At 59.9% G+C, this 13280-nt stretch carries 11 protein-coding genes; 2 read left to right on the top strand and 9 right to left on the bottom strand.

The window, feature by feature from the left end:
* The first annotated feature begins 19 nt into the window (after positions 1-19).
* Positions 20-472, top strand: a complete 453-nt coding sequence (locus tag ACFOZ5_RS08480; protein ID WP_379886603.1) for a hypothetical protein — start codon at positions 20-22, stop codon at positions 470-472.
* Between the two features lie 50 nt (positions 473-522).
* Here ACFOZ5_RS08480 and ACFOZ5_RS08475 read toward each other — a convergent pair whose 3' ends face one another.
* The 3 genes from ACFOZ5_RS08475 to ACFOZ5_RS08465 are packed head-to-tail and all read right to left on the bottom strand — an operon-like array spanning position 523 to position 3550.
* Positions 523-2013 (bottom strand): PhnE/PtxC family ABC transporter permease, encoded by a 1491-nt coding sequence (locus ACFOZ5_RS08475; protein ID WP_379886602.1) that lies wholly within the window; start codon positions 2011-2013, stop codon positions 523-525.
* A complete protein-coding gene (locus ACFOZ5_RS08470) occupies positions 2013-2684 on the bottom strand; it encodes an ATP-binding cassette domain-containing protein (protein ID WP_379886601.1) in 672 nt (223 codons plus the stop codon). Before ACFOZ5_RS08470 ends, ACFOZ5_RS08475 begins: the two co-directional genes overlap by 1 nt.
* Positions 2684-3550, bottom strand: coding sequence for a putative selenate ABC transporter substrate-binding protein (locus ACFOZ5_RS08465; protein WP_379886600.1), 867 nt, complete (start codon positions 3548-3550; stop codon positions 2684-2686). Before ACFOZ5_RS08465 ends, ACFOZ5_RS08470 begins: the two co-directional genes overlap by 1 nt.
* A 127-nt stretch (positions 3551-3677) precedes the next feature.
* Between ACFOZ5_RS08465 and senB the strand changes: the two genes are divergently transcribed.
* Positions 3678-4658: a selenoneine biosynthesis selenosugar synthase SenB gene (gene senB / locus ACFOZ5_RS08460; protein WP_379886599.1), complete on the top strand. Its 981-nt coding sequence runs from the start codon at positions 3678-3680 to the stop codon at positions 4656-4658.
* Between the two features lie 32 nt (positions 4659-4690).
* Here the strand turns inward: senB and selD are convergent, their stop codons facing one another.
* The 6 genes from selD to recQ form a co-directional block, all read right to left on the bottom strand.
* Positions 4691-6961: a selenide, water dikinase SelD gene (gene selD, locus ACFOZ5_RS08455; protein ID WP_379886598.1), complete on the bottom strand. Its 2271-nt coding sequence runs from the start codon at positions 6959-6961 to the stop codon at positions 4691-4693.
* A complete protein-coding gene (locus ACFOZ5_RS08450; protein WP_379886597.1) occupies positions 6958-7677 on the bottom strand; it encodes a helix-hairpin-helix domain-containing protein in 720 nt (239 codons plus the stop codon). Before ACFOZ5_RS08450 ends, selD begins: the two co-directional genes overlap by 4 nt.
* 132 nt (positions 7678-7809) lie before the next feature.
* Complete coding sequence (locus tag ACFOZ5_RS08445; RefSeq protein WP_379886596.1) at positions 7810-8220, bottom strand: hypothetical protein; 411 nt, start codon at positions 8218-8220, stop codon at positions 7810-7812.
* 242 nt (positions 8221-8462) lie between these two features.
* Positions 8463-10016: a GNAT family N-acetyltransferase gene (locus ACFOZ5_RS08440; protein WP_379886595.1), complete on the bottom strand. Its 1554-nt coding sequence runs from the start codon at positions 10014-10016 to the stop codon at positions 8463-8465.
* A 213-nt stretch (positions 10017-10229) separates the two neighbouring features.
* On the bottom strand, positions 10230-11159 hold the full coding sequence (locus ACFOZ5_RS08435) for a hypothetical protein (RefSeq protein WP_379886594.1): 930 nt from the start codon (positions 11157-11159) through the stop codon (positions 10230-10232).
* Positions 11160-11239: 80 nt separating this feature from the next.
* Positions 11240-13156 (bottom strand): DNA helicase RecQ, encoded by a 1917-nt coding sequence (gene recQ, locus ACFOZ5_RS08430; protein WP_379886593.1) that lies wholly within the window; start codon positions 13154-13156, stop codon positions 11240-11242.
* Positions 13157-13280: the final 124 nt, after the last annotated feature.

The raw sequence follows: 13280 nt of genomic DNA, 5'->3' as shown, positions 1-13280 counted from the left end.
CAGGGTCGGGTTAGGTGTAATGGTACGTGGTCTGGTGGTTATTGTGGTGATGGTCGGGCTGGCCGCAACGGCGGTTTTCGGCTATCGCTGGTTGTCGCAGCAGGACAGTGCGGATGAAAACGCGGAACCGGCAAGTGTCTGCTATCCCTTGCGTCAGACCTGCCGCTGGCAGATGCCTGAAGGCGAAGCGGCTGTGGCGATGGCGCCCCTGGAAGGCGACGAGTTACAGCTGGACATCACCCTGCCGGGTGAGCCTGATCGGGCAATGGTTATTCTCACTGGGGAATCCATGTACATGGGCGAGTATCCCTTTCGCATGGAGAACACGGGCGAAGCGGGCCGGTTCAGGGCGCGATTCGTGCCGCCATTCTGCTCCACCGGGGACGACATGATCTGGCGAGTGAACCTGCGGGTGGGCACTGAAACCGTTTCCACGCCCTTCAGGCTGCTGTTCAGACATACCGGTACCTGACGTGACACTACTGTGCCGTGCGGTTAATTCGTTGACCTACCGCGCGGCAACTAGCAGGTGGGCATGGTCTGCAGCGCGAGCCTCCTGCGAATACGGCGGGATAGCCCGTCGATGCCAATATTGAGCAATGCCGTTACCAGGATCAGGATCATCGCCTTGTCGAACTGGATATTCTGGATGGCGCTGTCCACATAGAACCCCAGGGTATAGATACCCAGAATCCCCAGTATTGCCGTCTCCCGCATGATAATTTCCCACCGGTAGAACAGGAAGGCCAGGAACGATGGGTACACCCGCGGTACCAGCTCGTAACCGTAGCGGGTGATACCCCGGGGCGCGTCAGGCCGCAGGGTGATGGTGCTGGACTGGCGACCGATCAGATGGCCGATAATGCCACCGTTGTGCAGCGCCAGTGCCACCACCGCCGGCAACATCGATGGGCCCCAGAGTTGCAGCAGGATGTAGGCAAGGATGTATTCCGGGGTGGACCGGGCGACCACCAGCAGCACATGGCCGCCGGTTCGGGACAGCCGGTTACCAAAATGTCTGGAAATCAGCGGAAAGGCGAGCAGCGCCAGTATACCCGTGCCCACCAGGGCCATCTGCGTCAGCAGCAGGGTATTCCAGATACCCGGCAGCGCCTGGTCCACAAGAAGTTCAGAAAGCCACGGCCAGAAGGCCTCGCCGGTTGCACCGTCCCGCAACGGAGCGGGAACAATATCCTCGGTGAAAAAACGGTGCACGTTGCCCCATACGATGGGCAGGCCATCGCCAAGAAAGAAGGGCGCGGCCACAATGTATAAGGGCAGCATACGGGGCCGTACCCAGAGCGGGATGGTGGCGATAAGTACGTAGAACAGCAGAAGTACCGCGCCCGCTTCGGAATACAGCCCCTGGGAAAAAGCGGATTCGAGATAGAAGCCCAGGGTGGGCAGCCCGACAAAGCCCAGGATAGCACTGGAACGAAAGCCGCATTCAAGCCGGTATGACGTGTAGGTGCGCAGCTGCTCCCAGCAATCCGGTATGCGGGCATAGACAAAGGCCGACAGGGCGCCAACCCGGGAGTGCAACAGGTTGCGGGGTTCCGGATCCGCTTCGTCAAGGATTTCGGAGTACACCTTGGCAAATATGCCGGAGTAGGGAATGGCTATGGCCAGCACCCCGGTCAGTGGATGAAAACCAAAGAACTGCAGGAAAATCAGCGCCCAGAAGAGCTCATGGATGGCGCGGATAAAGGCGCTGAAGATACGTACAATCCGGAACCGGTACACCAGCGCCAGCAGGAAACCCGCCATACTGCCGATGGTAACGCCGACGAACGCAAACGCCAGCGTACGGAGAACGGCAGTAGCCAGGCCTTCGCTGGAGAAAAAGTCCGGGGTCATCATGCCCCAGAAGAATCGCATCAGATCCTGCCAGGGGTTGGCGGTCGTGATGGCAATGTCCGAGAAAAGCAGGCAAACCAGCGCCAGCACCAGGAAAAATACGCTGGTCCGGGCCGTTCGTGAACGGCTGAGCGGAATGCTGGCCCAACCTCGCATCACAGGATCACCGTCAATCGTACAGGGGGCGGATATCCGCCACGGTCAGTGTGTTGCTGGGGGGCGTCCAGGGCAATTCGCCCATTCTGGATGCCTACCACCCGGGTGCTATACGCCAGTGCCAGCTCCACATCGTGCAAGGCCACCACAAAAGTGGGGAAGCGATCCCTGAGCAACCCCATGACGGCATGGGCCAGTGGGCCGTCAAGGGCTGATACGGGCTCATCCGCCAGTAGCAGCTCGGCCTCCCGGAACAGGGCACGGGCAATGGCGGTGCGCTGGCGCTGGCCACCCGACAGGCGTGCGGATGGGCTCCACAGCTTGTCCGCCATGTCCAGCTCCTCAAGGATGCCGGCGACAGCCTCCCGGTCAGCACGGAAGGGACGAAGCAGGGTGACCAGGTTGTAGAAGGCACTGTGCTGGTCCAGCCTGGCCATGAACACGTTATGGAACACGGGCAGGGCGTTGACCAGCCCCAGCTCCTGGGGAACCAGGGCGGCCATGTCCCTGACCCGGTCATGGATGAGCCGTATCAGGGTGGACTTGCCCGCTCCGCTCTTGCCCACCAGCGCGATTTTCTCGCCGGGGGCAATGGTCAGGGACAGCGGGCCAAGAACCCGCTGCCCGCCGAAAAAGCCGGACAGTCCATCCAGTACCAGCGGGTCTTTCATCAGTTGAGCAGGCCCAGGGACTCGGCAGTCTCCTCGATGGGCGCATAGTCCTCATTGGAGGCAGGAATGAATCCGGAACGGGGGAAGCGCTCGAGCAGGTCCGGATCATCCATGTCCAGAAGGGCCTGGGTGACCTTTTCCTTGAAGTCTTCACCAAAGCGCTCATTCACGTCGCCGCGAATGGTCCACTGGTAGTCCGGGTAATGGGGTGTTTCCCAGATGACCTGCACTTTGTCGGTGTCGATGGAGCCATCCTCAACACCGGAGTCCCAAACCTTGAAGTTCACCGCACCCAGTTGGTAGGTGCCGGCTTCGACCAGGCGGACGGTGCGGGTGTGGTTACCACTGAAGCCCACCCGGGAAAAGATCTCATCGGGTGCTTCGCCATAGGCTTCGCGCAGGTAGAACTCGGGCATCAGGCGCCCGGACGTGGACCCCTTGGAACCAAAGGTGAAGGTCATGTCCCGCAGGTCGTCGGACAGGTCGTCCATGGGTTCCAGCCCGGTGCTGGTATTGGCGATGATGTAACTCTGGAATTCGGGATCTTCCTCACCCTGGGCAATGGCCTCGGAACCGGGCACCAGGCGACGGGCCTGAACACCGGACAGTCCGCCAAACCAGGCCAGCTGCACCTGGTTATTGCGGAAGGCGGACACGGCTGCGGCGTAGGATTTCACCGGAATATACCGTACATCCATGTCCAGCTGCTCTTCCAGATAGGCTTCAACCGCTCCGAAACGTTCTACCAGCTGTGTCTCGTCCTGGTCGGGGATGGCGGTAAACACGAAGGTCTCGGCGCTCGCCGAAACGGCATAGCTCTGCATGGCGGCGGCTATGGTAGCCAGGCCAATGAATTTTTTGAGCATAGGAGTCATTCCTTGATAAGAAGGATTGAGGCGACAAACGCGCCAGTGGTAATGATACTCTACGACAACCCGAACGGATCGGCTCACCGCAGGAATAACAGCGCACATCACGAATGGTAGCAACTTAATGAAACTACTGCTATTGACCCCGGCCCCGCCGGGATCCCTCGCTGGCAACCGTGCCACGGCCGAGCGCTGGGCCGGGCTGTTGGAGAGCCTGGGTCACCAGGTTGTTCTGGGTACGGACTATAACTCCGCGAAGGCCGATGACGCTGACCTGCTAATCGCCCTCCATGCCTGGCGCAGTCATAAGGCGGTGGCCAGCTGGCGGAGAGAGCAGAAGCACAAACCACTGATCGTTGCCCTGACCGGTACTGACCTGTACCGATACCAGTACAGCCATCCGGACCAGACCATTGCTTCCATGGACCAGGCCAGCGCCCTGATCGTGCTGCACCATTTGGCGTGGCAGGTGGTGCCAGCGCCGTTGAGAGACCGGGTCGCCGTGGTACTGCAATCCGCACCGGCACCGGCCCGGAACAGGGTGCCTGAAGCCAGGGCCGGGGACAGCTTTGATATCTGCGTGATCGGACACCTCAGGGAGGAAAAGGACCCGTTGCGGGCAGCGCGTGCCGCCCGGCTGCTGCCGGAGGAATCCGCGGTACGGGTCATCCAGGCAGGCAAGGCGCAGGATGACCGGTGGGAACGGGCGGCCCGGGACGAGATGGCCACTAATCCGCGCTATCGCTGGTTGGGCGAGATACCCCGTGAACAGACCGCCCGGCTGATGACGCAAAGCCGGGCCATGGTCATCAGTTCCATTATGGAAGGGGGCGCCAATGTGGTGTCGGAAGCCTGCCGCGCAGGATTGCCGGTACTGGCTTCGGACATTGCCGGTAATCTGGGACTGCTGGGAGAGGACTATCCCGGGGTATACCCGGTGGGTGACGAAGCCGCCCTGGCTGCCTTGATGGAGCGGGCGGAAAAGGATCCGCAATGGCTGGACTGCCTCAGGGCTATCGTCGATACATTGGCCGTAAATTTTACCCCGGAGAAAGAAAGGGCCTCCCTGGCAGAGGCCCTGGACAAGGCCGTCAATCGTTCATGACGTTCGCGCCTTTTACCGGCGGCACACAGCAGTCAGTCGCGCAGCGTGATGGGCTCGATGGCCTCGCCCTGCTCGGTTACTTCACCAATTACGGCGGTCAGTGGGTAACCCAGTGAACGCAGTTCCGCCACGCAGGCTTCCGCCTGATCCGCCGGCACACTGGCCAGCAATCCCCCGGCCGTCTGCGGGTCGAAGATCAGTGGGTAGCGGGGGTGGTCCACCCACCGGGCCTGGTCCTTTATACCCCGGCGCAGGCGAATATTGGCCGGCTGCAGGGAGCTGAGAATGCCCGCAGCCGCGGTTTCCTCGGCGCCCGGCAGGATCGGTATGGCGGAGAGATCCAGTGTGGCATCCACTTCCGAGGGTCGGGTCATTTCCACCAGGTGGCCCAGCAGGCCAAACCCGGTAACGTCCGTGCAGGCCTTGGCACCGTAGCGCAACAGGCAACGGGCGGCTTGCTGATTGGACTGGATCATGGAGGCCAGGGCGGTATCAATCCAGCGGCCCCTGGCCGCAAGGCGGGCATGGGCCGCAAACAGGGTGCCGGTGCCGATGGCCTTGGTGAGGATCAGTTTGTCGCCCGCCTTCAGACCGCCCTTGCTCATCACCTGTTCCGGATCGATCAGCCCATTGACCGCAAAGCCCAGGGCCAGTTCCCGGCCCTCACCGGTATGGCCGCCCACCAGGGCGCAACCGGCTTCGTTAAGCACTTCCACGGCGCCGGTCATCATCTGGAAAACCACGTCTTCCACCTTGGATTCGATACCGTAAGGCACCGTTGCCACGGCGGTGGCACTCTGTGCCTCGGCGCCCATGGCGAAGACATCCCCCAGGCTGTGGTTGGCAGCCACCTTGCCGAAGATATAGGGGTCATCAATAAACGCCCGAAAGAAATCCACCGTATGCACTACGGCCTTTCCCGGTGGCACCGTTAACACTGCGGCATCGTCCGGAGCGTGCAGGCCTACCAGGATGTCGTCCCGTTCGATCGGGCGGAGCTCACCCAGGGCCCGTGACAGAACGGTGCTGCCCACTTTCGCGCCACAGCCACCACAGCGCATGGCCACTGCGGATATGGCCTGGGAGGCCTCCTCTGGATTCTGCGCGGCGGCGGTGTCGGGCAGGGCAGCGGATTCCTCCATGGCCGGCAGTTCGTTGAATTTCTTCATGAACCGGCGGTCGATCCAGTCCTTCCAGCGCCACACCATGCGCCCCTGCAGGAAACGGTCACCCTTTGAGGCAATGGCATACTTGTCGCCGGTGCTGATCAGGGCCAGCCAGGTTTTCTGTGGGGTAAAAGGTTTGGGTGTCTTGCCAAGGGCGGCGCGGCGCAGGTTGTTTGCCAGCGGTGGCCCCTGGCGAACGGCAAATACGCCGGCCTTCTCGCGGGGATGGTCCACGACATTGGCAATGTCGCCGGCCGCAAATATGGCGTCGTCTGTTTCTGTCTGAAGGGTCTCCCGGCAACGGATAAACCCACCGTCGTCCAGGGCCAGACCTGTGTTCCGGAGCCACTCGGGGCCACCGGCCCTGGTCACCCAGAGCACCTCGTCCAGATCAAAGGTGTGGCCACCGTCCGTACGCAGGTGGCCCGCGTCGACCCCGGTCACGGCACTGCCCAGGTGGATGTGCACGTGTCGTTTGCGCAGCGTGTCGGCGAATGCCTGTCTTACCCGGTCATTGTGGGTGGGTAACAGGTCGCTGGCCTGATCAAACAGGTGAAAGGATAGTTGATCCGGGTCCTTGCCCCGGGCGCGGTATTCGGTGCGCAAGCGATGTTGCATGGCCAGGGTGAGTTCGACACCACCAGCACCGGCACCCACCACACCGATAGACAGGGGCCCTTCGTGGGTTTCAGCACGCTCCAGCAGGGCGAGCCAGCGTTGATTGAAACCGTTGATGGGCTTGACCGGAACGGCGTGCTCGCTGGCACCGGGTACGTCATTGACCTGCGGCGTGGATCCGATATTGATGGAGAGCAGGTCGTAGGGCACATCAGGGCGCCCCCGGCAGATCACGCGCCGGTTGGAGCGGTCTATCCCGACTGCCTCATCCCGGTAGAACCGGGCCCCGGCAAACTCGGCCAGGTTGCTGAGATCAATATGGCAGTCGTCATAGGTGTAATGCCCGGCCACGTAGCCGGGCAACATGCCGGAGTAGGGGGTGTGCGTGTCGCGACAGATCAGGGTGAGGCGAACCCCAGGCACTGGTTTCATCGCAAAACGCTTGAGGACTCCAACGTGGCTGTGGCCACCACCAATCAATACGATGTCACGCAGTACCGGCTGTTCCGTTTCCTTCATCCGATCAGTTTCTTCGCTTCGTCGGGCCAGCTCTTGAAGCCTTTCATGGAGGAGAACTTCTCAAGCTTCTCCTGTTCGGCTTTGGTCGGGTTGGCGATCTGGTTAATGGAGGTAATGCCGGCACCCTGAAGTTTGCGTGCGGTGACGGGACCAATACCCTTGATTCTGGTGAGGTCGGACAGGTCATTGCCCTTGGCGGCCGCCCTGGCAGTGGCTCCTGCCTTGTGGGCCCCGGCCTTGGTGTCGGTAGCGGCCTTTTTGGCACTGCTCTTGGCCTGGGCGGCGGTTTTCTTGCCCGCTTTCGTGGTGGATTTGCCTGCGGATTTGGTCGCCGATTTGGCGGTTTTTGCCGTTTCCCGGGTTTCCTTGCCGAGAGACCTGGTTACCGCTTCCTGGCCGCGCTTGGCCTCACGCTGGGCAATACCCAGCCGTTCCATGACAGAGTTCTGGATCTTCTGAAACTCCTCCATGCGGCGATCGAGCTCGTCATGGAATCGCTTCATTTCGCGCTCCCGGAGTTCGTCAATCTCCTTCATCAACTTGCGCACCGGCTCCTGGATCTGGTTCTGAAGCGAATCCAGCTGCTTGAATGCGTCGTCTACGAGACCTTCGATCTGGCTGGAGGTTTTCTCGAACTCCTTGTTGACCTTCTTTACGATCTTGTCGACGTTAGGACGCTTGTTGTCGGATTTACTGCTCTTGCTGGTCTTGGCCATGGTGCCGCTCCCTGTTCACGGGTTGTGACGAGCTAACGGATATACCGTCAAGGAAGCCGACCGGATCACCCGGCCGACGGAATTCGTGGTGTTACCTGACCAGAGCCCGGCCCGGCGAAGAGCTGGAGGGGGTCAGGCCGTTGCGCCCAGGCTGGGGTTTTCGCGGCGGGATAGTAGTGACTTTTTACGGTCCAGTACGTCGCGAATGCGCTCGAGCTGTTCCGAGCGATCAGCTTTTGGGCGATAGTCTGTTCCAATAAAATCAACAAAGTAGAAGAAGTTGCTACAATACTTTCTTCTTTCAGTGATCAACCCTGTCAGGCCTGATGCCTGAAGATTCTCGAAGGGCATGTTCATTTCGAGTTCCAGCCCGAGGGTCTCGCCTGGCTCGAATACCTTATCGGTTTTCAGTACGCAACCGAACTGATCCAGGTCAAACAGCAGGGCTTCTACCAGCTCCTTGCGGAATATCCCTTTTTTCAGGGTAAACCGTGCTACCAGGTCTGGCAGGGGGGTATGGTAAGCGTTGTCTGACATTTGCATGGTTCTTTCCCTGGGCGGCGATGCCGCCGACAACATTTTTCTTTGACTCGACGCTGCAGGTCACCCGTCAACGGGATCCGGTGGGTATCCCGGAATCCGCTGCGGGTTCCCCGTCTGATTATCGTTGTGGTTCCGATGATGGAACCTTAGCCATAGCAGCGCTGTTTGGCAATATTTTCAGCGCCGTAGCCCCTACTCTTAATGTGTGTTGGTGCCGGCATCACAAAACACGGACGCTTCCGTCAGCTTTCATCTTCTACGATATCATGATCCGTGTCGTTGGTATGCAGGGTGTAAAGGTCCGTCCGGCGGTCTTTCAGGTTGGTTACCGAGCCTTCGTTGCGCACCACTTTGAGTTTTTCCAGATCAAGATCCGAGAACATGATCATCTCGGTGTTGGGTGTGGTTTCCGCCATGACCGCGTCGTGGGGGAAGGCAAAATCGGACGGTGAGAACACCGATGACTGGGCGTACTGCACATCCAGATTTTCCACTTTCGGCAGGTTACCCACACTGCCGGTGATGACCACATAGCACTCGTTTTCGATGGCCCGGGCCTGGGCGCAATGGCGTACCCGCAGGTAACCGTTCTTGGTGTCGGTCCAGAAGGGCACACAGATAATGTCGACTTCCTCGGCCGCGGCCATGCGGCCCAGTTCCGGGAATTCGATATCGTAGCAGATCATGATGGCCACGCGGCCCGCGTCTGTATCGAACACCTCGAACCGGTTTCCACCCTCGATGACCCAGTCCCGGCGTTCGTGGGGGGTGATATGAATCTTGCGCTGTTCGTCCACACGACCATCGCGGTGGCACAGGTAGGACACGTTGTAGACCCGGTCATCGTCCAGCAGCGGCATGGAGCCGGTGATGATGTTGATGTTGTAGCTGACCGCCATCTCCGACATTTCGTTACGGAATTGTTCCGTAAAACCGGCCAGGAAACGAACGGCCCGGGTCTGGTCCATCTGGTCGGTCAGGCCCATCAGGGGAGCGTTGAAGAACTCCGGGAAGATCGCAATGTCACTCTTGTAGTCGGAGAGCGCATCGACGAAGTACTCCACCTGCCGCAGCACCTCGTCCACCGAGGTAAACTCCCGCATCTGCCATTGCACGGCACCCATGCGGACCTGGGTCCTGCGGATGTTGACCACCGTGGAAGGTGGCGTATACAGGATGTTATTCCACTCGAGGAGTGTGGCGTAACCCAATGATTTCTCGTCCTCCGGAAGGTACTTGTGCATCAGGCGCGTAACCTGGAAATCATTGGATAACTGGAAACTGAGGATCGGGTCGTATATTTCCTTGCGGTCGACCCGTTCAATGTACTCCGCAGGCGTGTATTGGTCGGCGTACTTGTGATAACTCGGAATGCGTCCGCCAGCGAGTATCGCCCGCAGGTTCTTGGAGCGACACAGCTCCTTGCGTGCTTCGTAAAGGCGGCGACCCAGGCGATAGCCGCGGTAATCCGGGTGGATGAAAACGTCCAGGCCATACAGGGAGTCGCCGCTGGCATTGTGCCAGATCTTCTCGTTGCGCAGGATCAGGTCGTCATAGGTGTGCGGGTTGCTGAATCGCTCGTACTGGACGCAAACCGTCAGCGCCACAGCCACCAGCTCTCCGCTGTCCTCGATACAGAGCTGGCCATCAGGAAATTGTTCGATCAGCGCCTTGATGGTATCCCTGGGCCAGGCACCACCGATGTCATCATAGACCCGGTCCATCAACACCTTGAGCTGTTCGTAATCATCCACTTCAAGGTTACGCAGATTCAGGTGCAGTTCTTCATGTGCCATAGACGGGGTGGCTCCTGCTGGGAAAATCGATGTGTTTTGACAAGTGTAGACGCTTGAAATGGGGCGAAACGGGAACGCTAGAGATTACGCACGTTTAACACGAGTGGATGATGGTATCAAAAGATCGCTAAAGACTTCTCCCCTCTGTTGGATAGAGGCACCCATAGTGGTTCGGAGGCCCGGTCTGGCCGGCACGGGCCTGAACAGGTGTCATCACTGGGACAGACCATTGGAGATCCGGCGTTGGAGGGTCTCCAGGGCTTCACGCCCTATGGGCGCTGAATCATTACTGAGGTCCGGATTTTCCAGAACCAGTAGCGTGCGCTCGCCAAGCTTTAGCAGGTCCACCGCCCGCCCATAATAGGCCGCCAGGTAAGCGGCAAAACTGCCATCAGCAATGGCTCGCTCAAGACCGAGCTGAATTCGTTGTGCGGTTTCGTGGTCTCCGGGGCCGACGAAGAAGTACGACGGCATGGGGTAGGCCAGCAACAGGTTGGGCTCGATTATCAGCCCCTCGTTCTGCACCCGCTCCAGGTCGAACAACACTTCACTCACGCCGCGGGCAAAGCAGTCAAACCGTTCCCGTCGCAACATGGTAAACAGTGTCTCGTACCGGGTATGGGTTACCACACGGAGGTTATTTGCGGTGAGAATGGCGCTGTCGGGCCAGTGGGAGCCCTGCCCAATGCTCAGGCGCCGGTCAACGAAATCCTCAAGAGACTGAATCCCTTCGAAGCGTGACAGGTGGTCTTCCTTGATCACACAAACCCGCAGTCCCAGCAGGCCGCCATCGATTGGCAGCGGGATCGCATAGAGATCTTGTTCCCTCTGCGGCGATGTGGCGACGTTGGCGATTGTTACCAACTGGCTGCCTTCCTGCTCCAGCTCGAGCATGGCCCGACCCTGGACCATCTCGGGTGAACGATCGATCTGGTAGGGGCCGTATTCCGGAGTTTTTGCGAAGGCCAGGTTCAGTGCGGCAAGTACCGCCGGGCTGTCGTAGTTGCGGTACCACAGGCGGTGGACGCTTGGCTCAGGGGCGATGGTTCCTGGGTCGGAATCGGACAAGGCACTTGCGGCAGGCAGTGAAAGTAATGCTGCGAGGGCCAGGCGACCCAGGTTGCGGGGTTTGAAGGGGGCCATAGTCTTTCCATACTACTGGATTGGGGGTTCCGTGCCACTGCCGGAACACGATGTTGCCGGTGCCAATCACAAGAGTGTAGTCATTTTTCGGACAAGTCAGCAGGTTCCACCGGGATATTGGTCGATTCGGTAGCGTTATGGCTTACCGGCAGCGACGACAACACGGCGAGGAAAGTTTCGCCGTAGCGCTCGAGCTTGGCGCTACCCACACCACTGATCTCTGACATTTCCCGAAGGCTGGCCGGACGTTGGTCTAGAAGTTCCATCAGGGTGGTGTCATGGAAAATCACAAACGGCGGTACGCCCTGTTCGTCTGCCAGTTCCTTGCGTTTCTTCCTAAGGGCCTCCCAGCCTGCCGGGTCGGATATTGTCTGGCTTCGACGCTGACTGTCGCCACCTGAACGACGGGTCATCTTGCGCTCAGGGTCCTTGCGCAGCTCCAGGCTGACTTCTCCGCGCAGCACCGGGCGGCAGATCTCGGTAAGTTGCAATGCCCCGTAGCCTTCCGGATCCGCACGGAGATAGCCATTGGCAACCAGCTGCCGGAACACCGACTTCCACTGGTTGGCAGATAGCTCGGTGCCGATGCCCCACGTGGACAGAGCCTGGTGGCCGGACTGCCGAATGCGCTCGTTATCCGAGCCTCGCAGCACATCAATGACATAGTTGACGCCAAACCGTTGCCCGGTGCGGTAAACGCAGGACAACGCCTTGCGCACGGCGTCGGTGCCATCCCAGGTTTCCGGGGGCGTGAGGCAGGTATCACAGTTGCCGCAGGGTTGTTCCATCTGGTCGCCGAAATAGCGAAGCAGTGCCTGGCGACGGCAGGTGGTGATTTCGCAGAGCCCCAGCATGGCATCCATCTTCTGCCGTTCCACCCTTTTGAAGGTGTCATTGCCCTGGGACCCCTCCAGCATCTGGCGCAGTTTGATCACATCCTGCAGACCGTAGACCATCCAGGCGGTGGACGGGTTGCCATCACGACCGGCCCGGCCTGTCTCCTGGTAATAGGCTTCGAGGCTTTTGGGCAGGTCCAGGTGGGCCACAAAACGCACATCCGGTTTGTCGATGCCCATGCCAAAGGCGATGGTGGCAACCACGATGACACCGTCCTCCCGCAGAAAACGCTCCTGGTTGTGCGCCCGTTCGTCGCTGCCCAGGCCTGCGTGGTAGGGAAGGGCGGTATACCCCTTTTGCTGCAGGAGCCGCGCGGTGGCATCGACCTTGTTCCGGGACATGCAGTAGACAATGCCCGAGTCGTCCGGGTGTTCGGCGGCGATAAAGTCCAGTAACTGCTTGTTGGCATTGGTCTTGGGGGCGATCCGGTACTGGATGTTGGGGCGGTCAAAACCGCTGATAAAGTGCCGGGCCTCGGTCAGTGACAGGCGTTCGGCAATCTCCTTGCGGGTGCGTTCGTCGGCGGTTGCGGTGAGGGCGATCCGCGGTACATCCGCGAACCGTTCAGCCAGGATGCTCAGGCCAAGGTAGTCAGAACGGAAATCATGGCCCCACTGGGACACGCAATGGGCTTCATCGATGGCGAACAGGGACAGCGATGCATCTTCCAGCAGGCTGAGCGTGCGCGGCTGCAACAAGCGTTCCGGAGCACAGTAGAGCAAATCCAGTTCGCCGCGCAGCAGGGCGTTCTCGGCGTCCATGGCCTGCTCCATCCCCATGGTGGAGTTGAGGAATGCCGCCCGCACCCCCACCTGTTGGAGTGCGGCCACCTGGTCCTGCATCAGGGCAATCAGTGGTGAAATGACCACACCAGTGCCCGGTCTGACCATGGCCGGTATCTGGTAACAGAGCGATTTGCCGCCACCGGTAGGCATCAGCACCAGGGCATTGCCACCGCTGACCAGTTCCCGGACGATGTCACCCTGTAGCGGACGAAACGACTCATAGCCGAAAACCTCGTGCAGCACTTGCTCAGGGCTGGCAGAGGGTGAGACCGGTTTTTCGGGGCTGAGCTGATCGAAATCCACGTAGGTGTCCATGGGTGGCTGGCCAGGTTTCAAATGAAGGGCGGATGATACCAAAACCGGCTCCGGTTGTCGGGATGAGGCATCTGCGACGCTGCCGCGCTACAATAACGCGGTTTTTCGACCCGACCGGTACAGC

Origin of the sequence: Marinobacter lacisalsi, assembly GCF_042651045.1 — a bacterium.
In the GTDB taxonomy this organism is placed as follows: Bacteria; Pseudomonadota; Gammaproteobacteria; order Pseudomonadales; family Oleiphilaceae; genus Marinobacter; species Marinobacter lacisalsi.
Note: the sequence above shows the minus strand (reverse complement) of the source record. Positions and strands in the feature narration are given on the sequence as shown.